Annotated in this window: 17 protein-coding genes; 5 read left to right on the top strand and 12 right to left on the bottom strand. The window is 72.8% G+C overall.

Translation table 11 applies throughout. The annotated features are described in order from the left end of the window. Position 1 precedes the first annotated feature (1 nt). The 4 genes from fxsT to ACT1U9_RS27415 all read right to left on the bottom strand — a co-directional run bounded on the left by fxsT (position 2) and on the right by ACT1U9_RS27415 (position 8857). Positions 2-3979 (bottom strand): FxSxx-COOH system tetratricopeptide repeat protein, encoded by a 3978-nt coding sequence (fxsT, locus tag ACT1U9_RS27430; protein ID WP_444535283.1) that lies wholly within the window; start codon positions 3977-3979, stop codon positions 2-4. Continuing rightward, a complete protein-coding gene (locus ACT1U9_RS27425) occupies positions 3963-5321 on the bottom strand; it encodes a TIR-like protein FxsC (RefSeq protein ID WP_444535282.1) in 1359 nt (452 codons plus the stop codon). The genes fxsT and ACT1U9_RS27425 overlap by 17 nt, the downstream gene beginning before the upstream one ends. Before the next feature lie 94 nt (positions 5322-5415). Then, complete coding sequence (locus ACT1U9_RS27420; RefSeq protein WP_444535281.1) at positions 5416-7884, bottom strand: FxsB family cyclophane-forming radical SAM/SPASM peptide maturase; 2469 nt, start codon at positions 7882-7884, stop codon at positions 5416-5418. A gap of 400 nt (positions 7885-8284) precedes the next feature. Beyond that, on the bottom strand, positions 8285-8857 hold the full coding sequence (locus tag ACT1U9_RS27415) for a helix-turn-helix domain-containing protein (protein ID WP_444535280.1): 573 nt from the start codon (positions 8855-8857) through the stop codon (positions 8285-8287). A gap of 133 nt (positions 8858-8990) precedes the next feature. Here ACT1U9_RS27415 and ACT1U9_RS27410 point away from each other — a divergent pair, with 133 nt between their 5' ends. Further along, the gene (locus ACT1U9_RS27410) at positions 8991-9854 is read left to right on the top strand and encodes an EamA family transporter (RefSeq protein WP_444535279.1); all 864 of its coding nucleotides are present in this window, start codon (positions 8991-8993) and stop codon (positions 9852-9854) included. A 185-nt stretch (positions 9855-10039) separates the two neighbouring features. Here the strand turns inward: ACT1U9_RS27410 and ACT1U9_RS27405 are convergent, their stop codons facing one another. Both ACT1U9_RS27405 and ACT1U9_RS27400 read right to left on the bottom strand, forming a co-directional pair. Continuing rightward, the gene (locus ACT1U9_RS27405) at positions 10040-10783 is read right to left on the bottom strand and encodes an acyltransferase (RefSeq protein ID WP_444535278.1); all 744 of its coding nucleotides are present in this window, start codon (positions 10781-10783) and stop codon (positions 10040-10042) included. Positions 10784-10866: 83 nt separating this feature from the next. After that, complete coding sequence (locus ACT1U9_RS27400; protein WP_444535277.1) at positions 10867-11397, bottom strand: gamma carbonic anhydrase family protein; 531 nt, start codon at positions 11395-11397, stop codon at positions 10867-10869. A gap of 95 nt (positions 11398-11492) precedes the next feature. Between ACT1U9_RS27400 and ACT1U9_RS27395 the strand changes: the two genes are divergently transcribed. Further along, positions 11493-11933, top strand: a complete 441-nt coding sequence (locus ACT1U9_RS27395) for an SRPBCC family protein (RefSeq protein WP_444535276.1) — start codon at positions 11493-11495, stop codon at positions 11931-11933. Positions 11934-11936: 3 nt separating this feature from the next. On the opposite strand, the gene ACT1U9_RS27390 is transcribed toward ACT1U9_RS27395, so the two are convergent. The 3 genes from ACT1U9_RS27390 to ACT1U9_RS27380 form a co-directional block, all read right to left on the bottom strand. Beyond that, positions 11937-12587 (bottom strand): DedA family protein, encoded by a 651-nt coding sequence (locus ACT1U9_RS27390; protein ID WP_444535275.1) that lies wholly within the window; start codon positions 12585-12587, stop codon positions 11937-11939. Between the two features lie 87 nt (positions 12588-12674). Then, complete coding sequence (locus ACT1U9_RS27385; RefSeq protein WP_444535274.1) at positions 12675-15140, bottom strand: beta-glucosidase family protein; 2466 nt, start codon at positions 15138-15140, stop codon at positions 12675-12677. Positions 15141-15374: 234 nt separating this feature from the next. Then, the gene (locus tag ACT1U9_RS27380; RefSeq protein WP_188273340.1) at positions 15375-15812 is read right to left on the bottom strand and encodes a DUF4442 domain-containing protein; all 438 of its coding nucleotides are present in this window, start codon (positions 15810-15812) and stop codon (positions 15375-15377) included. A gap of 110 nt (positions 15813-15922) precedes the next feature. On the opposite strand from ACT1U9_RS27380, the gene ACT1U9_RS27375 reads away from it, so the two are divergent. Continuing rightward, on the top strand, positions 15923-16987 hold the full coding sequence (locus ACT1U9_RS27375; RefSeq protein WP_444535273.1) for a hypothetical protein: 1065 nt from the start codon (positions 15923-15925) through the stop codon (positions 16985-16987). A 102-nt stretch (positions 16988-17089) separates the two neighbouring features. Continuing rightward, entirely contained in the window at positions 17090-18400 is a 1311-nt protein-coding gene (locus ACT1U9_RS27370) for an MFS transporter (RefSeq protein WP_444535272.1), read from the top strand. Here the strand turns inward: ACT1U9_RS27370 and ACT1U9_RS27365 are convergent. From ACT1U9_RS27365 to tuf, 3 genes are all read right to left on the bottom strand, one after another. After that, positions 18362-19207, bottom strand: coding sequence for a spermidine synthase (locus ACT1U9_RS27365; protein WP_444535271.1), 846 nt, complete (start codon positions 19205-19207; stop codon positions 18362-18364). The genes ACT1U9_RS27370 and ACT1U9_RS27365 overlap by 39 nt on opposite strands. 28 nt (positions 19208-19235) lie before the next feature. Further along, positions 19236-20075 carry a patatin-like phospholipase family protein gene (locus tag ACT1U9_RS27360; protein WP_444535270.1) on the bottom strand — a complete coding sequence of 280 codons (840 nt, stop codon included), beginning with the start codon at positions 20073-20075 and terminating at the stop codon, positions 19236-19238. Between the two features lie 75 nt (positions 20076-20150). Beyond that, positions 20151-21320, bottom strand: a complete 1170-nt coding sequence (tuf, locus tag ACT1U9_RS27355) for an elongation factor Tu (protein WP_444535269.1) — start codon at positions 21318-21320, stop codon at positions 20151-20153. Between the two features lie 409 nt (positions 21321-21729). On the opposite strand from tuf, the gene ACT1U9_RS27350 reads away from it, so the two are divergent. Continuing rightward, positions 21730-22449, top strand: a complete 720-nt coding sequence (locus tag ACT1U9_RS27350) for a TVP38/TMEM64 family protein (protein WP_444535268.1) — start codon at positions 21730-21732, stop codon at positions 22447-22449. Positions 22450-22454: the final 5 nt, after the last annotated feature.

The raw sequence follows: 22454 nt of genomic DNA, 5'->3' as shown, positions 1-22454 counted from the left end.
GCTAGACCGGCTGGATCTCGATGTCCCGGTCCAGCCGTCGCCACGCCCTCGCCGCCTCCGCTATCGGGTGGTCCACGCCCAGTTGCTCCGCGGCCGGTTCCAGGACCGTGGCGCGCAGGCGGGCGGCCTCCTCGCCCCGGCCTGCCGCTCGTAGGGTGACCGCCAGGTTGGAGCGGCAGATCAGGACGTCGGGGTGGCGGGGGCCGTGGGTGTCCAGCAAACGGTCCAGTACGGCTCGCTCCCAGCGTTCGGCGAGGTCGGGGCAGCTCAGATCGCCGTACACATTGGCCAGGTTGACGCCCGCCGCGTACACGAAGGGGTGCTCCGGGCCGAGTGCGCCCTCCAGTGCCGCGCGGACCTTCTCGGCGGCGTCGGCCGCCGCCTGCGCGCCCTCGGTCGCCCGCTGGTAGACGACCACGTTGTCCCGGCAGGCCAGCGTGTGGGGGTGGTGCTCGCCCAGCTTCTGGCGGTAGCCGTCCAGCATCCGGCAGGCGAGGTCCAGGGCCCGGCCCGGATCGCCGACGGCCGCGTGGTCGGCGGCGAGGTTGAGGCCGCAGGCCAGGGTGTCGGGCGCGGTGGGCCCGTACCGCTCGTAGAGGCGCTCGTACGACTTCGTCGTGATACGGATCGCCTCGTGCGGGTGGCCGGCGCGGCGCAGGGAGACCGCGAGGCTCTTCGCGGTGCGCAGCACCTCGGGCGCGCGCGGGTCGAGGACGCGGCGCAGCCCGTCGAGGACTTCGCGCAGTACCTGCACGGACGCCGCGTACTCGCCGTTCTCCCGCAGGTCCGTCGCGAGGTGGCCGGTGGTGGCGAGGGTGAAGGGGTGGTCGTCGCCGAGCAGCAGGGCGAGGCCCTCGACGGTCCGCTCGTCGAGCCGCCGCGCGGCCTCGCTGTTGCCGGTGAGCCGGTAGTCGATGGCGAGGTTGTTCGCCGCCATCAGGGTGCGCCGGTGGTCCTCGCCGAAGAGCCGGCGCATCCCCTGGTAGATCCATAGATCGCGGTCGAGCGCCTCGGCGAAGCGGCCGACGGCGCGCAGGTCGGCGGCGAGGCTGCCGGTGACGATCAGGACGCTGGGGTGGTCGTCGGCCGGATGGTCCGCGTGGAAGTGCTGCCGCTGGCGCTCCAGGGTGTCCTCGTCCAGCTCAAGGGCCTCCTGGTACATCCCCTGCGCCCGCAGCGCGTTGGCGAGCTCGAAACGGATGCTGAGGGTCTGGAGGTCGTTGTCGCCGAGCCGCCGGGTCCAGAGGTCGTCGAGCTGGACGCCGAGGGTGCGGGCGCTCTCCAGTTCGCCGCGCTTGAGCAGGTAGCGGATCCGGTCGACCATCAGCTGGCGCACGCCCTCCTCGTCGCAGTCGGCGACGCCCGACGCGCTCAGATGCGGCCAGATCAGCTCGAACTCGGGCCAGCTCCTGGGGTCGCTGACCGGGTCGTCGCGGCCGACGCCCTCGGTGGGCCGCGCCTGGGCGAGCACGCGGTGCACCACGTGTTTGGCATCCGTCTGCTGCTGGGGGTTGAGTCCGGCCCGTACGGCGGCCTGGACCAGGCGGTGCACCTGGATGCTGCTGTCGGCGGGGTCCACCTTGGCGAGGGCGAACCGGTTCAGCGTCTGGATGACGCGGCCCAGCATGTACCGCTCGCGCAGGTCCGGGTCGTACGGAAGGAGCGCGTCGACCATCACGTCGCTACCGATGAGCCGCATCGAGACCGAGTCGGCCGAGAAGAACGACAGCAGCTCCAACAGCCTTACGGCGGACCGGGATTCCTCGCGCAGCCTGCTGATGGAGATGGCCCAGGTCGCGCTGATGCGATGGCCGTAGTCCTCGGGTGTGCCGAGCGAGAGGACTTGCGTGCTCTGCTCCCTGAGCTGTTCCAGGTACGCGTCGACGGGTGTCGCGGTCTCGGCCAGCCAGGCCGCCGCCACCTCCACCGCCAGCGGCAGATCGCCGACGGCGGCGGCGACCTGGTCCCCGTCCGCGCGGGGCAGCCCCGCGACCCGCCAGGTCAGATGCTCGACGCTCTCGGCCCGGGTGAAGACCTCGACCTCGATGTTCTCGGCCCGGGCGGACGCGGGTTTGCTGCGGCAGGTGGCGATGACGTGCCCGTACACCCGGCCCGGCAGCGGGGCGACGCTCGGCGGCAGCCGGCGCAGCGCCGAGTCGGGGTCCTCCACATTGTCGAAGATCAGCAGCCAGCGCGGATAGCGCTCGCCGCTCCACAGCTCCTGGAGCGCCGCGAGGGCCGCCACGCCGACCACGTCGCCGGCCTTGAGGTCCATCTCCACGGCGAGTTGGGCGAGCGAGGCCACCACGCGGTCGGGCCGCTCGGCCTCGACCCACCACACCAGGTCGTAGTCGGCCCGGAACCGGTGCGCGTACTCCAGGGCCACCTGGGTCTTGCCGACGCCGCCGAGGCCGTGCAGGACCTGGACGCGGCGCTGGGTGGAGCGGCTGTCGCCGCGCAGCTGGTCGCGCATCCGGTCGAGCAGGGCGGTGCGGCCGGTGAACCAGCTGTTGCGCGGCCGTATGTTGGAGATCCGGGGCGCGGTGCCGGGAAAGCGCGGCCGGTCGGGGCCGGTCGGCAGAGCGGGTATCGCCTCGGTCCGCTCCAGGGCGCCGAGCAGCGCGGCCGCCGCCCGGGTCTCGTCGACGCGCACCAGGTCGACCGGGCCCCGGCTGCCCGGCGGCGGGGTCAGGCGGACGTCGCCGACGCGCACCGGGAGCATCCTGCGGCGCCCGCCCGAGCGGTCCTGGGCTGAGCCGCCGTCCCACAGGCCGCGCCCCTCGCGGGACTTGAGGTAGGCGGCGGACGCGATGTGCAGGACGCGGTAGGCGCCCTCCTTGGCGAACTCCTCCTCGATCCGGGCCGGTTGAGGGGTGCGGGCGTCGGCGGCCACCGGGTGGAACCCGGCCGCTTCGAGTACGGAGGCGATCCAGTCCACCCACATCCGGTCCTCGGAGACATGGCTCAGCACGATGTTCACCGGCGACTTGGGGCGGCGCCGGGTGAAGGCGCCGACATGCGCGGTCCGCAGCGACTCGTCGATCGGCGGCAGCCCGTTGACCTGGCCGTGGGTGAGCACCGAGGTCAGCCGCTCGCAGGCGGCGAGCACGGAGCTGGCGACGCCCGGCGGGTCGCCGAAGGTGGCCAGGACCTCCTCGTACGCGTAGAACGGCCGGTACGGGATCTCGACGGTGCCCCAGTAGGCGCCCGCGCCCTCGATGCCGAGGCCGGTGGGGAAGCCCGCGAACGCCTCTCTGGCCAGCGCCCGCCCGGCGTCCGCCTTCTCCTTCTCGCCGTCGTCGATGCGGGTCGGCACCGGCAGGATGCGGATGTTCCGCTCGCCGTAGCGCTCCTCGATGTCGCGGGCGACGGCGGAGGCGCCCTCGATGCTCTGGTCGCTCAGGGTGAAGCAGACGACGAGGACCTGGGGCATCTGGACCGTACAGATGTCGGCGATGTCGCTGAGGCCCGTCCTGCTGTCGATGAGGGTGTAGTCGTAGCGGGCGCGCATGTCGGCGCGCATGGCGTCGAAGAACTGGCCGCCGCCGGAGTGCTCGTAGAAGTGGTCCCAGTCCATCCGGCCGACCACCGAGGCGTAGTCGCGGTTGCGGCGGCCCGCGGAGAGGAAGTCCAGGCTGCCGCCGCCGGGGAAGGACCAGTCGAGGGAGACGGCGTGCGGGCGCACGCGCGCGTAGCCGCGGTACCAGTCGGGGTCCCGGTCGGCGGCGGGGCGGCGCACCTCCTCCTGGTACTCGGTGATCAGGTTGATGAGCCCCGGCGTCGCCTCCAGGGCGCGCAGATCGAGGAAGGGGTGGAAGAAGCGGTGCAGTCCGGGCGCTTCGAGGTCCCAGTCGACGGCGAGCACGCGATGACCGTTGGCCGCCAGGATCCAGGCGCAGTTGGCGAGCGCCATGGTCCGCCCGGTGCCGCCCTTGTACGAGTAGAACGTGATGACGGTCCCGTCACGGTTCTCGGCCATCTGAGGGGCCCTCCACCCGGTCGGCCTTGCTCTGGTCGGCGGCTCGCCGCTCGCGCCGCTCCTCGGCCTCCTGGGACCGCCCGTATCCGACTCCGCGCGGCAGGACCCGGGGAAGCGGTGTGCCCGGCCCGGGCGTCGCGTCCGTGCGGCCGGCGCTCTCGTAGTGCCTGACAGCCGACCGTACCGCCCGGGGCAGCTCCTGGCTGAAGGCTTCCAGAGTAGGCAGCCCGCCGCCGCGCGTCAGGTGTCCTTCGCTGTCCCAGGCGCGCGCGGCCAGCACGTCGTCGGCGGTGTCGCGCAACTCGCCTTCGTGCAGCCGCGATTCGGGGTCCACCCGGTTCCAGGGGATCATCACGCTGATCCAGGGCCGAGGTTCGGCCGAAAACCGCCGTACCAGGTCCCGGTGGCGGGCCGAGCCGAGCGCCCAGCGGTCGAGCAGCAGCAGCCCGGGGGCTTCGGGCGGCCCCGGGCTCAGTATCCGCTCGGCGTTCTCGTCGAACTCCCCCAGCACGACCGAGTAGTTGAGGTTGCTGACGAGGTCGGCGGTGTGGCTGGCCAGGGGTCTGGCGGACATCGGGTGGTACGGGTTCCAGTCCTGCGGCCGGGAGCCGTAGCAGTCGGGGCCGCGCCCGGGCGGCAGACCGTCGCGCGAGCACGCGAGGACCGTGACCTCAAGCTGTCGCCCGGGCCCGGGGGCGGAGCCGAACGCGGAGGTCAGCGTGGCGTAGTCCTGGTAGGGGTCCCCGTCCGCGATCCGGGTCTGCTCGGCGACGCTGACGACGCGCTTGGCCAGCCGGTAGACGGCGTGTTCATAGTGGTCGCGCAGATAGTTGAGCTTGATCATCCCGTAGAAGCCCTCGTCCGCGTACTCGTCGCCGAAGTCGGCGTGGTCGAACCTCAACCTGCGGGCGGGCTCAGGCAGTTGGTGCGGCAGTACGGGGGTCCACAGCGCGGGGATGATCGCCGGGGGTGTGCGGCGCTCGCTGCGCGACTGGTGCAGGGTGTCGCGGCCCGCGAACGCGAACCACTCCCGGCCGCACTGCTCGCTCAGGAAGTAGCGCGGCGAGTAGAGCGGCACGAAGACCCGGCAGAGCGCCAGGGCCTCGGTGATCTGCCCCTGCCAGTCCTCGCCGGGGCGTACGTGCTGGTCCATGAAGCCCGCGGGCACCCCGGCCGGGAGCGCGGTCAGCTGCATCACATGCGCGGACAGGTCACGGAAGAAACGCTGCACCCACAAGTCGGGGTCCCTGTCCCGGGGGTCGTTCTTGGGGGTGTGCGCATAGCTCAGGAAGAAGTACGGCCTCGGCTCGCACCCCCTGCCCCCAGCGGCTTCGTGCGGCACCGCTCCCTCCCGGTCCGAGTGGGTGGGCTCTCAGTGTAGAAAGCCGACGATCCACGGCGGAACCGCCTGTACGCGCCGAATCGACGGCTCCCGGTCAAGCGCGCGGCGCGTTGCGGGCGCGCCAGGCGTCGCGGTGGCGCCGGGCGGCGTCCGTCGCGCCGGTCAGCGCCCGGGGCGGCACCTGTTCGGCCCGCCAGGCGGCCGCCGTCTCGCCCATCGCGGCGACGAAACGCTTGCCGGGCGCGGTGAGCGAGCCGCTGCGGGCGAGCGTGTCGATGGCGTCGGTGGTCTGCCGGCGCCAGCGCGCGAACTCCGTCTGCGCCCGGTCGCGCGCCGCCGGCCCCTCGGCGGTGGAGCGGCGCACCCGCCAGAAGTCGGTGACGGCGAGGTGCGCGTAGGCGCCTTGCAGCAGCCCGCCCAGGGGCCTCGGGTCATCGCGCCAGGGGGCGTAGTAGCGGCTGTGGTCCTCGGGGTCGTACAGGTCGCAGACGTCGAGCACCGCGCTCAGCTTGACGTGCTGGAACTCATGGACGATCAGCAGGGCGAGCAGGCCCGGGTCGGACGGGCGGGCCGCCGCGACCGCCCCGAAGGCGTCCCGGCAGGTGGCACTGGTGTCGCAGCCGAGCCGGGGGGTGAGCGGGGTGATGACCCGCAGTCCGGCGGCGACTCCGGGTGCGTACGCGGTGAGTTGAAGCTGTATCAGGGACCAGGCGGCGGCGAGCCCCTGGGCCCAGGCGCGCGCCCCCGGCGCCGGGAGCCGGTCCGCCACGGGCCACTCGTAGCGGTCGCGCAGCGGGTCGGTGTCCTCCAGGGCGACCGTCCAGCCGTCCGCCTCGAAGAGCCTGACGGGCTGCCAGTACGGGGTGCGTCCGTCGAGCCCCTCGCCCCAGCCCATCCGCAGCCGCTGACCGCCGGACCGTACCGTGAACCCATAGGACTCGGCGGTCACTTCGGCCTCCTCGGCGCCGCCCGGCAGCAGGGCGCGGCCGATGCCGGGCAGCCGCAGGGTGCCGGCTCGCAGCGGGACGGTGACGGCGTCGGCGCGGCGGGCGCGCAGCGCGGCCGCCGCCGCGAGCTCGGCGAGTCCGGTGGCGGGCGTGCCCCGGGCGTCGTCGCCGAGAACACGCAGCGCCCATGACCGGAAGTAGGGGTGCGCGAGCGCTGCCTCAAGGGCCTGCGGCGCGTCCGCGTCCAGGTCGACGAGGAGCTCCCAGGCGGCCATCGCCCGTCGGTCCGAGTCCCGGACGCGGCCGCCGACGGCGGCGAGCAGGTCCCGGTTGAGGTCGAGCTGTGCGAGGGCCAGGCGCCGGACGGTCGCGGCGCCGCCGAACCCGGCCGCCAGCTCGTCGAAGTCGCCCGGTTCCAGAGGGTGTTCGGCCATCTCGACGGCTTCCCCGACCGCCGCGTGAGCGGTCGCCTCGTGCGGACGGGTGTGTGCGTCCTCAGGTATCTGCTCGTACGTACGGATGCGGGTGATCAGGGCCAGCAGGTCCGGGCAGAACACGGACGGGTTGTCGAAGCCGTTCGCGGTGCGGTAGCGGTGGGCGTAGAGGCCGCCGCCGCAGGACTCGGCCACCGGACACGCGGTGCACTGGGCGCACAGCGACTCGATGCCCTTCTGCCGGGCCAGCATTCCGGGATGGCGCAGGACGTCGTCCAGCGAGTGCTCGAAGACGTTCAGTCCGGTGGCCGGGGCGCCGTCGTACGACGTCTTGAGGCTGTCCGCCTGCTCGTAGGTGCCGTCGGTCTCGATCACGACGAGGTCTGCGGGGGCGAGGCCGAGCGATTCGGTGAGGCTGCTTCCGCCGCGCAGGGTGCGGTGCACGGACGCGAAGGTCCGCACCGGGACCGGTCGGCCCGCCGCGTCCCAGCGCCGGTACACGGTGTCGAGCCAGTCGGCGTACGGGGTGGGGCGTCCGGCGGGGCGCGGCGGCGGGGTGTCCCACGTGGCGTGCGGCAGCAGGAAGTCGATGTGCGGCGGATCGAGGGCGAGAAGCGCGTCGTAGACGGCGACGGGGTCGTTCTCGATGTCGATGGTGCAGAGCAGCCCGGCGAACAGCTCTCGGTAGCGGGGTCGGCTCAGCAGGGCGACCGCGTCGAGGACCTTGGTGTAGCTGCTGCGGCCGTCGGCGTAGCGGCGGTGGCGGTCGTTGGACTCGCGGTCGCCGTCCAGGGAGATGCCGACGCGGACGCCGAGTTCGCGGAAGAGCTCGCAGAACTCCTCGTCGAGCAGGACCCCGTTGGTGTGGATACGCAGATCCAGGGCGCTGATCCCGTCCAGGGCGCGGCCCAGTTCCTCGGCGGCGCGGCGCAGCAGGACCGGTCCGGCGAGCAGCGGTTCGCCGCCGTGCAGGACGACATGGACGGTGGGCAGCCGGTGGAGGAGGGCGTGTTCGGCGATCCTGGCCGCCGCGGCGGCCAGGATCGCCTGCGACACCGCTCTGGGCCGGCCGCGCCAGCTGGTGTCGGCGTGCTCGTAGACATAGCAGTGGTCACAGGCGAGGTCGCAGCGGCTGTGCGTTTTCAGCACAACCTGCGACAACGCCGGCAAAGGCCGGTCCACGGCGGATGCCCGGCGCTAGAGCGACGACTGGAAGGCGGCGACCCGTACCGTCGAGCCGTCGTCGGCCGCCATCAGTCTCCGTACGCCGACCGGCAGTTCGCCGGCGCGTGCCTTGACCGCCTGCACTTGCAGCTGCGACCGCTCGCGTCCCTGCCGGTCGATCCTGGGACAGGGCCTTTCGGCGGCCGTGACGAGGTGTTCCAGGGGAGCCCCCTCAGTCAGGTGTGCGGAGGATCGAGGGCGGATGCCCTCTCCGCACATACTTTTCCCCGCTCAGTGCGAAGAATCGCACAGCAGTCCGTGCAGCAGTACAACCCCTTTACGGGGACGGCTTGTTCGAGCCACCGCACGAGGTGTCCGTGGTCGACCCCCCGGCCACACCAACACCACGACCCACGTCTCAACGCTCGAACGGGACCGAGATCGCCATGGTCATCTCGACCGGTTCCGTGCCGTCGTTACGGTACGTGTGGGGCGCGTTGGCCTCGAAGGACGCCGAGTGGCCCGACGGGACGGGGTGGTCGGTGCCGTCCACGACCAGGGTCAGGGTGCCCTCGGTGACATGGATCAGCTCGATCGTGCCCGCCGGGTGCGGGTCGGAGGCGCTGCCGTCACCCGGCATCAGATGCCACTTCCACATCTCCAGCGGACCGGGCGCCTCCGTGCCCGCGAGGAGCGTGGAGTAGCTGCCCCGCTCGGTGGACCAGAGCCGGACGGCCTGGTCCGGCGGAACGATCCGCACGCTGGGACCGCTCTCGTAGTCGAGCAGCGTCGTGATGCTCACGCCGAGCGCGTCGGCGATCTTCACCACGGTGCCGACGCTGGGGTTGGTGCGCGCCTGCTCGATCTGGATGAGCATGCCGCGGCTCACCCCGGCGCGGGTCGCGAGCGCTTCCAGGGTGAAGCCGCGCTCGCTGCGCCAGTGCTTGACGTTGCGGGCCAGGGACTGGGTCAGCAGGTCGAGGTCCGACACATTCCGTCCATCGTGTGGGCCGCGGTGGCGGCCGATCAATCCCGCCATCCAATATTCTGGATGACAGGTCTAATATATTGCACTACGGTGCGGTGCACCCCACCGTTCACCGCACTGTACTGCGAGGCCCCCCATGACAGCACTGTTCGCCCTGGCCACCAGCCTCCTGTGGGGGCTGGCCGACTTCGGCGGCGGGCTGCTCACCCGACGCATCCCCGCGCTGACCGTGGTCGTCGTCTCGCAGTGCATCGCCGTCGCGGTGCTCGGCGCGATCGTGGTGGCGACCGGCGGCTGGCACCAGGCGGACCACCGGCTCTGGTTCGCGGTGGCGGCGGGCGTGGTCGGCCCGGTCGCGATGCTCAGTTTCTACAAGGCGCTGGCGCTCGGCCCGATGGGCGTGGTCTCCCCGCTCGGCTCGCTCGGCGTGGCCGTGCCGGTCGGCGTCGGCCTGGTGCTCGGCGAGCGCCCCGGCGTCCTCCAGTTCGCCGGGATCGCGGTCGCCGTGGCGGGTGTCGTGATGGCGGGCGGCCCGCAGTTCCGGGGCGCGCCGGTGCAGCGGCAGGCGATCGTGCTCACGCTGCTCGCCGCGTTCGGGTTCGGGGCGGTGATGGCGCTGATCGCCGAGGCGTCGACCACCGTCACCGGGCTGTTCCTCGCGCTGTTCGTGCAGCGCGTCACGAATGTCGCCGTCGGCGGTGCGGCGTTGTACGTGTCCTTGAAGCGCGGCGGGGAGGCGCTGCCCTCGGGCGGGATTGGCGTCGTGCGGGCGGCGCTGCCCGCGCTCGCGTTCGTGGGGCTCGCCGATGTGGCCGCGAACGGTACGTACGCGATGGCCGCGCGGATGGGGCCGGTCACCGTCGCGGCCGTCCTCGCCTCGCTGTATCCGGTGGTCACTGCGCTGGCCGCGCGGGGAGTTCTCAAGGAGCGGCTGCGCGGGGTGCAGGCCGCGGGGGCGGGCATTGCGTTGGTGGGGACGTTGTTGTTGGCGGCGGGGTGACGGCCACGTGGTGGGGTGCGGAGTGCGTTTCCGGGTGCGGTGTCGTCGTTCGGCTGCGGACCGTGCGTGGCTGGTCGCGCAGTTCCCCGCGCCCTTTAAGTGACCCGGGACCGCATCACCCCCGCGCCCCTTAGGTGACCCGGGAACGTTAAGTGACCCGGGACCGTGTCGGACCCCCACACCCCCTACACCTCGTCCGGTGTCAACTCCGCGACCGCCAGGAGCTGTTCGGGCGTCACGCCCTCCGGGATCGGGATCGGGGTCGGGGTGCGCAGTGGGGGCTGCCAGCCGTTCTGGTCGTCCCAGGTGCGTACGACCCTGGCGGGGGCGCCCGCCACCACCGCGTGGTCCGGGACCTCGCCCCGGACGACCGCGCCCGCCGCCACGACCACGTTGCGGCCGAGCCGGGCGCCCGGCAGCACCACGGCGCCCGTGCCGAGCCAGCAGCCCGGGCCGATCTCCACCGGCTCCATGCGCGGCCACTGCTTGCCGACGGGCTGGTGCGGGTCGTCGTAGCTGTGGTTGGTCGAGGTGATGTAGACGTACGGGCCGCAGTACGTGTTGGAGCCGATGGTCACCGTGGTGTCCGCGATGACATGGCTGCCCCGGCCGAGCACCACGCCGTCGCCGAGCCGCAGTATCGGCTCGGCGCCGAGGTCGAGGCCCGGCATCATCCCGGCCGTGAGCGTGACCTGTTCGCCGATGATGCAGTGGTCGCCGAGCTCGATCCAGGGCTCGCCGAACACCGTGCCCTGGGGGAACGCGAGCCGGGTGCCGTGGCCGATGCGGCCGAAACGCAGCCGCCCGGGGTGTTCGGCGGTGACCGCGCCCGCGTTCTGGACCCACTGCCAGCCGCGCTGGACCGCGCCCGCGACGGTGCGGCGCCGCCAGGCGCTCAGGGATGAGAACGTGTTTCTGTTCTTGGGCACCCGCACACGGTACTCACCGGCGACTGCGCTGATCAGCGGCCGGACCTGTGATCTTCCGCTCAGCCACGCCCGTCCTCCTGGCCTCAGCTCCCGTGCGCTTCCCGGTGATCCCGTGCCAACCCGAGGTACATCGCCGCGTTGACCTTGATGCCCTCGCGCTCCTCCTCGGTCAGCTCCCGGCGGACCTTGGCCGGGACGCCCGCGACCAGCGAGCCGGGCGGGACGACCATGTTCTGCGGCACCAGTGCCTGCGCGGCGACCAGCGAACCCGCGCCGATCACGGCCCCGTTGAGCACGGTGGCGCCCATGCCGACCAGCACGTCGTCCTCGACGGTGCAGCCGTGCAGCACGGCGTTGTGCCCCACCGAGACGCGCTCGCCGACGGTGACCGGGAAGCCGGGGTCGACGTGGACCGTGCAGTTGTCCTGAATGTTGCTGTCGGCGCCGAGCACGATCGGGCCGCAGTCGGCCCGCAGCACCGTGTGGTACCAGACGCTCGCCCCGGCGGCCAGGGTCACCTCGCCCAGCACCACGGCGGTGGGTGCGGTGAACGCCGCCGGATCGATCTGCGGCTTCTTGCCGCCCACGCCCACGACCAACGCCCGCTCTGCCATGCGCCACTCCTTCGTACGGATCTCATCGCACCCAGGGGGCACGGTAGGCGACGGCGCTGCGGGGCGTGCGCGCGGGTGGTCCGTACGATCGTCGAATGGCACTCTTCCGGATCGAGAGGCGTACAGAGCTGAGCTGCGGCGAGGCCTGGCGGCGGCTTACCGACTGGCCCCGCCACTCGGGGAGCGTGCCGCTGACCCGGATCAGCGTCGCCACCCCGCCGCCGACCGGCGTCGGCACGGTCTTCGTGGCGCGGACCGGCATTGGACGCCTGGCGTTCGAGGACCCCATGGAGGTCGTGGTGTGGGAGCCGCCGCAGGCGCAGCGGCCGGGGCGCTGCCGGTTGGAGAAGCGCGGGCGTGTCGTCATCGGCTGGGCCGAGATCGAGGTGCGCCCCGGTCCGTCGGGGACCGGGGCGCGGCTCGTCTGGCGCGAGGATCTACGGGTGCGCGGACTGCCGCGCGCGCTCCACGCGCTGATCGCCCCGGCGGGGCGGCTCGTCTTCGGGCGGGCGCTGACCGTGATCCTGAAGAACTGACGGTCAGTCGGCGGCCGGCACGTTCTCGGCAGGGGCCGACTCGACCTCGGCCGACGCCTTCTTGGCACGGTTCTTGACGACCAGCATCGAGACCACGCCGAAGACCGCCGCGAGCCCGAGGCCGACGTACGAGAAGTTCTTCAGATACGACTCGGCGACCGTGCCGATGTAGTAGATGGCGGCCGTGGTGCCGCCCGCCCAGCAGATGCCGCCGAGCAGGTTGGCGATGAAGAACTTCCAGTACGGCATGTGCAGCACGCCCGCCAGCGGCCCCGCGAAGATCCGCAGCAGCGCGATGAAGCGGCCCACGAACACCGCCCACATGCCCCACTTCTGGAAGGACTTCTCCGCCATGGCGACATGGCCTTCGCTGAAGTGCTTGGGGAACTTGGCGGCGAGCCAGGCGAGCAGCGGTCTGCCGCCCTTGCGGCCGATCGCGTAGCCGATCGAGTCGCCGACGACCGCGCCGATGACGGCGGCGGCGCCGAGGATCACCGGGTTGATGTGTCCCTGCTGGGAGGCCAGCAGCGCCGAGCTGACGAGGACGATCTCGCCCGGCAGCGGAATGCCGAGGCTCTCCAAGCCGATGACCAGCCCCACCAGGAGATAGACACTGACGGCGGGGATGTTCTCCAGCCACTCCTGGATGTGCAACGCCCGTTTCCTCCCGATAGCGACGGGCTGACGCCCGGCGTGCGCCCCCCTTGGCGCACGTCGGGAAGCCTACCCGCTCGGGTCCGCTCACCGACGGCCCGCGACGCGCACCTCCCCGTACCCCGTGAGCTTGAGGTCGCGCGCCGAGGCGCCCACCTCGATACGGCGGCGCCCGGTTCCGAGCACCCAGCCGTGCCGCGCCGGGTCCCAGGACGAGAGCGAGCGGGGCGCGATGCGGACCGTGATCCGGCGCGAGTCGCCCGGGTCCAACTCCAGACGCCGGTAGCCCGCGAGCGCGCGCTCCACCTGGTCGAGCCGCAGCTCCGGCGAGGGCCCGACGTAGACCTGGGCGACCTCGATGCCGGTGCGCCGCCCGGTGTTGCGGACGGTGAAGCCCACCACCAGTCCCCCGTGCTCGGCCCGCACCTCCAGATCGTCGTACGCGAACGTCGTGTACGAAAGCCCGTGGCCGAAGGGGAACAGCGGCTCCACACCTTCCGCGTCGTACCAGCGGTAGCCGAGGTGGATGCCCTCCGAGTACTCCTCGACACCGTCGACGCCCGGGTAGCGGCGCGGGTCCCCCGCCACCGGGTGGCGCTCGTCGGAGACCGGGAACGACTGGGTGAGGCGGCCGCCCGGGTCGCAGTCGCCGAAGAGCACGGCGGCGGTGGCGGCCGCGCCCTCCTGGCCCGGGTAGTACATCTGGAGCACGGCGGCCGTCCGCTCCAGCCACGGCATCGTGGTGCTGGAGGAGGTGTTGAGGACCACGGTGGTACGGGAGTTGACGGCGGCCACCGCGTCGATGAGCGCGTTCTGGTGGCCGGGCAGGGCCAGGGTGGTGCGGTCGGCGCCCTCGGTCGCGTCCTCGTACGCGAAGAGCACGACGCTCGCGGCCGCGCGCGCCACGCGTACCGCCTCGGCGACATCGGCGGCGCGGGTCGCCCCGGTGATCCGGCGCAGCCGGAAGAGCTGCCCGTCGGCGCCGCCCTTCGCGGTGATCTTCAGGGTGTGCGGCCCGGCCGCCAGCCGCAGGGTGGCCCGCCGCACGGCAAGCCCGTCGGGGGCCGCGCTGACCAGGCCACCCGCGAAGTACTCGCCGTAGCCCGGGGCGAGCGGGAAGAGGTCGGTGCCGTCGAGCAGGACGACGGGGCGTTCGCGACCGGAGTAGTGGATGACCAGCGTCCACTCGTCGGCCTCGGCGACGGTGAGCGTTCCGTCGTACGTCCAGGTCGTCCCGGCCGCCACGTGCTGGCCCTCGAAGTCGGCGCCGGGCGAGACGGCGGTGGCGGGCAGGGCGCGGCCGAACAGGTCCTCGCCGAGCGCGTACCGCACGCGCGCACCCTCGCCCGCCCGTGCGGTGATCGCGTCCAGCGGGCTCTGCGCCCGGTCCGGCACCACATGGGCGCTGCCCCCGCCGCTGACGAACGGGAGCGCGCCGGTCGGGCCGATGACGGCGAGCGAGCGGGCGGCCGCACCGGTCAGTGGCAGGGCGCGGTCCTCGTTGCGCAGCAGGGTCGCGCCCGCCTCGGCGACCTTCAGGGCGGTACGGGCCCCGGCCGCCGCATCGCGCGCTGGCCGGGGCGGGGCGCTGCCGTCGAGCAGCCCGAAGCGGTCCATGACGGACAGGACGCGGCGCACCGAGCGGTCGACCAGCGCCTCGGGAACGCTGCCGTCCCGGACGGCCCGCTTCAGCGCCGCGCCGAAGTAGGCGTCGTTCGGCATCTCCATGTCGAGCCCGGCACCGATCGCGGCGGCCGTGGAGTGCGCGGCGAACCAGTCCGTCATCACCCAGCCCTCGAAGCCCCAGGCATCCCGCAGCACCCCGGTGAGCAGACTCGCGTTCTCGCAGGCGAACGTGCCGTTGACCTTGTTGTACGAGCCCATCACCGCGCCGGTACGGGCGGCGATCGCGGCCTCGAAGCCGCGCAGCTCCGTCTCGTGCAAGGTCTGCTCACCGGCCCGCACATCGATCGACATGCGGTCCTTCTCCTGGTTGTTGAGGGCGAAGTGCTTGACCGTGGCGATCAGTCCCTGCCCCTGGATGCCGCACACTTCTTCGGCGACCAGGTCGGCCGCGAGCAGCGGGTCCTCGGAGAAGGTCTCGAAGTTGCGGCCCGCGTACGGGGTGCGGATCAGGTTGACCATCGGCGAGAGCAGCACGTCCTGGCCGAGCGCGCGGCCCTCGCGGCCGATGACCTCGCCGTACTCCCGGGCGAGCGCGGGGTCGAAGGCCGAGGCGAGCATCACGGGCGCGGGCAGGGCGGTGGCGTGCCGGGTGACCCGGACCCCGGCGGGGCCGTCGGCGAGGCGCAGGGGCGGGACGCCGAGGCGGGGGACGCCCGGGAGGTAGCCGGCCTGGCCGAGGCTGTGCGGGTCGTCGGCGCCGTGCAGGAGGGTGAGCTTCTCGTCGAGGGTGAGGCGGCTCAGCAACGCCTCGACGCGGTGGCCGGACGCGTGGGCGGGCCGGGCGCTCCAGCCGGTGGCGGCCGCGGCGACCGTGACGGCGCCGCCGAGCAGCCACAGGGCGGACCGCCGGGAAACGGTGTCGGACATGACCGTCACTCCTCTACATGCGGGCACGACGAGATGACACGTGCGAACGAGCGGACGTGCTTCGACTTGTGAACCCACCATGCGGCACAACAGTGTTGACACACCGTCAGGCGTCACGTGTTGTCCGAGAAAGCTAGGACCGCCCCCTGAAGGAGTCAATAAGTTGAACAAGAAACAGCCCCGGCCCCGAGCGCGTCAGCACTCGGGGCCGGGGCAGGTCCGGACGCGGGTCCGTCAGGCGTTGGGCCGCAGGGTCCACACCACGGTCATCTCGCCGGTGACCGCGCCGTCCTCGCGCTGGATGGCGATGGCGACGGGGAACTCCGGGCGCTGCCCGGCGTCCAGCTCCGCGACGACGTCGGCGATCGGGCGGCCCAGCGTCGCGGTGGCGGTGACCACGCCCATCGCGAGCTTCTTGTAGCCGATTTCCGCCTTGACGGCGAGCGGCACGGCACGGTGCATCTGGTCGCCGAAGGCCGCGATCACGATCGCGCCGCTGGCGGACTCGGCGAGCGTGAACATCGCGCCGGCGTGCGGTCCGCCCACGTGGTTGTGGTAGTCGGCCTGGTCGGGCAGGCGGACCACGGCCCGCTCCGGGGTGGTCTCCAGGAACTCCAGGTTCAGGGTCCTGGCCATGGGAACGGTGGCGGCGAGCATCTCGCCGACGGACATCTGATCAGCGCTCATGGAGGGCGATGTTACCCGCGAGTAGTAGACCTTGGCCATCCCCCCACAGGGGCGGACGTAGCAGGAGTGACGTGGCCCCTCTATGGTTACTCGCCATGTGGCAAGGACAGCAGCCGCCCGGGGGCGAGCAGAATCCGCAGGACCCTAACCAGAACCCGTATCAGCAGCCGGGGTACCAAGCACCCAACCCGTACCAGCAGCCGACGCAGCCGGGGTACCAGGCTCCGGCCGGCGGCTACCAGCAGCCGGGTTACCCGCAGCAGCCCAACCCGTACCAGCAGCCGACGGTGCCGCAGTACCCCGTCGCGGCCCCGCCCGGACCGCCGATGCCGGGCCAGGACGGGGGCGGGAACAAGAAGAAGACGACCCTCATCGCGATCGTCGCCGCGAGCGCGGTCGTGATCGCGGCCGTCGTCACCGGCGTCGTGGTCATGAAGGACGACGGCAAGAAGGACGACAAGGCCGACAACAAGCCGACCAATCGCGCCGCGCCGCAGCAGTCCGCGTCGCCCGGCGCCCCCACCGACAACCCGCGCGGCGGCTCCACCGTGGAGGAGAAGCCGACCATCGAGGGGTGGAAGGTCATCACCAACCCCAAGTGGGGCACGTCCTTCGACGTCCCGGCGGACTGGGACTTCAAGGGGCCGGGCTGGACCGGTGGCTTCGAGGACCACAAGGACCCGACCGGCAAGCCGCTGATCGTGCAGTCGGCGCCCGCGTACTACAAGCCCAAGTGGTGCTCGGAGGACTCCAACCACGACGGCAACCTTGAGTACACCGATCTCGCGGGCACCGGCACCAAGGGCGCCGACGGCGCCAAGAACACCGACGAGGTCGCCGACAACCAGGTGCCCTGGTGGGTGTACGGCGCGTACACGCAGCCGGACAAGAAGATCATCAAGACCGTCAAGGCGGTCCCGTACACCACCAAGTCGGGCATCACCGGCAGCGTCGCGCGTGCCTCGGCGACCGGGGTCAAGAAGACCGGCAAGTGCTCCACCGACGGCCAGGCGATCGTCTTCGGCTTCAAGAACGCCAAGGGCGACTTCGTGGCCTGGAACCTGTACGCGGCCACCGGCGTCAACGGCGCGGTCTCCGAAGAAACGATCCAGAAGATCCTCAGCACCGTCCGTCTGGCGAGCACGGCGCCCACCGGCTGATCCGCAGCACCGACCGCGGAATCGGCCGGTTCCGAGCGCGGTAGCACCCCCGGTACCGCAATCGGTTTGGCACTTCGAGGCGGCGGCGGCGATAGTCCACACGTGACATCTGCCGCCGCCGCTTCCCGTTTCCGCCGTCCCACCTGGGCGGGCCGCAACTACTCCTTGCTCACCGCCGCCGCGATCGTGACCAACCTGGGCAGCCAGGGCGCGCTCATCGCCTCGGCGTTCGCGGTGCTGCAGTCGGGCGGCGACGGCGGCGACGTGGGTCTGGTGGCGGCGGCCCGTACCGTGCCGCTCGTCCTCTTCCTGCTCGTCGGCGGCGCGTTGGCGGACCGGATACCCCGGCACCGGGTGATGGTCGCCGCCAACACCCTCAACTTCCTCTCCCAGGGCGCCTTCGCGCTGCTCGTTCTGGGCGGCACCCCCGCGCTCTGGCAGATGATGCTGCTCAGCGGGCTCGGCGGAGTGGGGCAGGCGTTCTTCAGCCCGGCATCCGAAGGCATGCTGCTCTCCAGCGTCGAGGGCGAGCAGGCCGGACGCGCCTTCGCGCTCTACCGGATGGCGATGCAGGGCGCCGGGATCGGCGGCGCGGCCCTCGGCGGCGCGCTCATCGCCGCGGTCGGCCCCGGCTGGGTCCTGGCCGTCGACGCCGCCGCGTTCGCGGTCGCAGGCGCGCTGCGCGCCTTCATCGACGTGAGCGACGTCCCGGCCCGCGCGCCCGGCGGCGGCATCCTCGCCGATCTGCGCGACGGTTGGCAGGAGTTCATCGGCCGCCCCTGGCTCTGGGCGATCGTGGCGCAGTTCTCCCTCGTCAACGCCGTGGTGGTGGCCGCCGACGCGGTGTACGGGCCGCTGGTCGCCCGGGACCATCTGGGCGGGCCGGGGCCGTGGGGCCTGGCGCTCGCCGCGTTCGGCGCGGGCACGGTCGGCGGGGCGCTGGTGATGATGCGCTGGAAGCCGCGCCGGCTGCTGTTCGTCGGCACGCTCTGCGTCTTCCCGCTCGCCCTGCCGTCCGCCGCGCTCGCGGTGCCCGCGCCGATCGGGGTGCTGGTCGCGGTGATGTTCGTGACCGGTGTGTCGATCGAGGTGTTCGGCGTCTCCTGGATGACCGCCATGCACCAGGAGATCCCCGAGGAGAAGCTGTCCCGGGTCTCCGCGTACGACTGGCTGGGCTCGCTCGCCATGGTGCCGCTGGCCACCGCTCTCGCCGGCCCGGCCGAGAGCGCGTTCGGCCGGACGTCCGCGCTGTGGGGCTGTGCGGTGGTGATCGTGGTCCTGACGGCCGCGGTGCTGCTTGTCCCGGACGTACGCAATCTGGTGCGCCGCACCACGCCGGTGGCGTCCGGGAGGCCTTCGGACGCGGCTGCCGACTCAGCCGATGCCGAACGCCCCGTCGGGGGGCTCGGGTGACGGCTGCGCCTCGGCGTCCGGTACCGGCACCGCGGCACCGATGAACCGCCGCAGCGCGTCGCCGTGTTCGACCCGCGCCGGGAACGCGTCCCCGGCGGTCAGCCGCGCGAGCTCCGCGATCGGCAGCGGCCGCTGCGAGGCGAGCAGCACCACGTTCCCGAACCGCCGCCCGCGCAGCACCGCAGGCTCCGCGATCAGCGCGACCTCGGCGAACACCGCCCGGAAATTGGCGAGTTGGGAGCGCAGGAAGGCGAACGGCGCGCCGTCGGCGAGGTTGGCCGCATAGAGCCCGCCGGGCTTCAGCACCCGCTCGGCGACCCGCGCGTACTCGACCGAGGTGAGGTGCGCGGGCACCCGGGACCCGCCGAACACATCGGCGACCAGCAGATCGACCGAGTGGGCGGGCGCCTTCTCGGCCCAGCCGCGCGCGTCCGCCGCGTGCACCCGGATGCCGCAGCCGTCGGGCAGCGGCAGATGCTCGCCGACGAGCCCGATCAGCCCCCGGTCCGCCTCCACCACGTCCTGGCGCGAGCCGGGCCGGGTGGCCGCCACATAGCGGGGCAGGGTGAGCGCGCCGCCTCCGAGGTGCAGGACGTCCAGCGGAGCGCCCTCCTCCCCCGCGCGGTCGACGACATGGGCGAGCCTGCGGGCGTACTCGAACTCGATGTACGTCGGGTCGTCGAGGTCGACGTACGACTGGGGCGCCCCGTTCACCGTGAGCAGCCAGGCCCGCTCCCGGTCCACGTCGGGCATCAGCTTGGCGGTGCCCCAGTCCACTGTCCGGCTGACCGGTATCGGCTCGTTCACCGTCCCATTGTGCGTCAGCAGATGGTCGCTAGGACCACAGCTCGGCCACCGCCGCCGCGTGGGCTGCGGCCTGCGCGCGACCGGCTCGGGCGGCCGGGGCGCGGCGGGACGGTTCGAGGGAGTTGCGGCCGAACGACCTGCGGGCGGCCGCGTCGGGCGTGATGAGCTGGACGCGCGCGCCCGCCGCGATCAGCTTCGCCACCTGGGTGCGGGGCGAGTCCAGCGGGCCGCCGCCCATCGCCAGCGGGGCAAGGACCACCACCCGGTCGTACCCGGCGGCGAGCTGGGCGTTGGCCGGGGAGTGCACGCCCCCGTCGATCCACCGGCGGCCCTCCACGCCGACGGTCGGCCACACTCCGGGCACCGCGCAGCTGGCGGCGACCGCGTCGACCAGCTCCACCCCGCTCTCCCGGTCGAAGATCCGCAGCTCACCGCTGTCCGCCGCGACCGCCGTGATCCGCAGCCGCCGCCGGGGCCACTCGTGGGACACGAGCCGCCCCGCGATCACCGCGCGCCGCTCGGCCTCGCCCGGTGTGTCGGCGGCGAGCGCCATCCGGCCGAGCTTGCGCCCGTACTCCTCGGGCGTACGGGAGGTCAGCGCCGCGCGGGCGAAACGGAACACCGTGGCGGGGCCGAGGTGGGCCGGGATCTCGCCGTCGGGGCGGGCGAGCTGGCGCTCGTACAGCGCGGGCAGGCCGATGCGACCCGAGGTGATCTGCGCGGCGACCACCGAGCCCGCCGAACTGCCGACGACGAGCTCCGCGCCGCTCACGTCGGCGCCCGCCTCGGCGAGCCCGTAGAGCATGCCGATCTCCCAGCCGACGCCGGTGATTCCGCCCGCGCCGAGCACGAGTGCCGTGTCTCCCATACCGCAGAGTCTGACGGAGCGCGCGGAGCCCGCCTCCTTCGGGGTACCGAAGAAGACGGGCCCGCTGTTGCTCGCTCAGAGCACCTCGGTGACCGTGCCCGCGCCGACCGTGCGGCCGCCCTCGCGGATGGCGAAGCCGAGACCCGGCTCCAGCGGGATGTCCCGGCCCAGCTCGACGGTCATGGTGACCGTGTCGCCGGGGCGCGCGACAGCCGTCTCGCCGAGGTCGACGTCGCCGACCACGTCCGCGGTACGGAGGTAGAACTGCGGGCGGTAGCCGGTGGCGACCGGGGTGGTGCGCCCGCCCTCGCGCGCCGACAGGACGTACACCTGCGCCGTGAACCGCCGGCTCGCCGTGGTGGTGCCCGGCGCCGCCACCACATGGCCGCGCCGCACCGCGTCACGGGGCACCCCGCGCAGCAGCAGCGCCACGTTGTCCCCGGCCTCGGCGGACTCCATCGGCTTGCCGAAGGTCTCCAGACCCGTGACGACGCTCTCGACGTCCGCGCCGAGGACCTCGACGCGGTCGCCGACCTTGACCGTGCCGCGCTCGACCGCGCCGGTGACGACGGTGCCCCGGCCGGTGATGGTCAGGACGTTCTCCACCGGCAGCAGGAACGGCGCGTCGGTGTAGCGGACCGGCATCGGCACATAGGTGTCGACCGCGTCGAGCAGCGCCTCGATGGCCGCCGTCCAGCGCGGGTCGCCCTCCAGGGCCTTCAGCCCGGAGACGCGGACGACCGGCACCGAGTCGCCCCCGTACCCGTGCGCCGAGAGCAGGTCGCGGACCTCCAGCTCGACCAGGTCGGTCAGCTCCTCGTCACCCGCGTCCGCCTTGTTGAGCGCGACCACGATGTGGTCGACGCCGACTTGGCGGGCGAGCAGCACGTGCTCGGCGGTCTGCGGCATGATCCCGTCGAGCGCCGAGACGACGAGGATCGCCCCGTCCAGCTGGGCGGCGCCGGTGACCATGTTCTTTACGTAGTCGGCGTGACCCGGCATGTCGACATGGGCGTAGTGGCGGGTGTCGGTCTCGTACTCGACGTGCGCGATGTTGATGGTGATGCCCCGCGCCGCCTCCTCCGGCGCCCGGTCGATCCGGTCGAAGGGGACGAACGTGCCGGTGCCGCGCTCGGCGAGCACCTTGGTGATGGCGGCGGTCAACGTGGTCTTGCCGTGGTCGACATGGCCCATGGTGCCGATGTTCAGATGGGGCTTGGTGCGTACGTATGCCGTCTTGGGCATGGCTGTGTCCCTCGGGATGCTGATGGCTCGAAGCCGCGACGGGACCCCTGAGTCCGACCGACCCTCCCCCTGCGGGGTCCGCCGGTCTCTCCGGGAAGGGTCAGCTTCGGGCGCCGTCGAGGGGCGCTGCGGCAGCGATGAACGCTGCGGCGGCTGCGACTGCCGCCGCCGCGAGGGCAGCCTTCGGCGCGTCCGCGACTGCGGACGGCGCTGCGAGGAAGGCGTGCCGGAACATGTGGCCGATCATGCCCCGGCGGGCGGGGCGGCGTCGAATGGTTTTCCCCGGTGGGGAGTTGGGATGGCACCCCGCCGCGTGGGGCCGTGGGGGCTCCGGGTGTTCACCTCGCCGTCCGGCCCGGTGCGACACCCGTTACGGCGATCACACACCCCTGTCGGTTAGTCTCCCCGGATGCTCGACGACCCCGTCGCCCGCCCGTCCGCCGGGCTCGCCGTGCGCTGCACCAGGGCCCTGCTCTCGCCCTGGTCCCGGCTCGCCCTGCTGGTCCTGGTGCTCGCGGCGGCCGCCACGACCGTGCTGCTGCTCCAGCCGCAGCGGCTGCTCGCCACGGGCTGGCCGCCGCAGCTCAGCGGCGGCGCGGCGGTCGTGCTTTTCGGTGTGGCATACGGGCTGTGCACCGCGGCGTTCGTGCCGCGCCCCCTGCTGAACCTCGCGGCGGGCGCCCTCTTCGGCTCGTCGGCGGGCCTCGCCTCGGCGCTCGCCGGGACGGTGCTGGGCGCCGGGATCTCGTTCGGGCTCGGCCGGGCGCTCGGCCAGGACGCGCTGCGGCCGCTGCTGCGGGGCCGCTGGCTGACGGCGGCGGACGGCCAGCTGAGCCGGCACGGCTTCCGCTCGATGCTGGCGATCCGGCTCTTCCCGGGCGTCCCGTTCGCCGCGGCCAACTACTGCGCGGCCGTCTCGCGGATGGGCTGGCTGCCGTTCCTGCTGGCCACGGGGCTCGGCTCGATCCCCAACACCGCTGCGTACGTGGTCGCGGGCAGCCGCGCCGCGTCCCCGAGTTCGCCGGTGTTCCTGATCGCGATGGGATTCATCGCGGTGACCGGCGTGGGCGCGGCGGTCCTGGCCTGGTTCAAGCGCCACCGCCTGTCGGGGAAGCCGACGGACGGCTGAGCCGG

Origin of the sequence: Streptomyces sp. BR1, assembly GCF_052373795.1 — a bacterium.
In the GTDB taxonomy this organism is placed as follows: Bacteria; Actinomycetota; Actinomycetes; order Streptomycetales; family Streptomycetaceae; genus Streptomyces.
The sequence above is the reverse complement of the archived record's forward strand: the minus strand, read 5'-3'. Positions and strand labels throughout refer to the sequence as shown.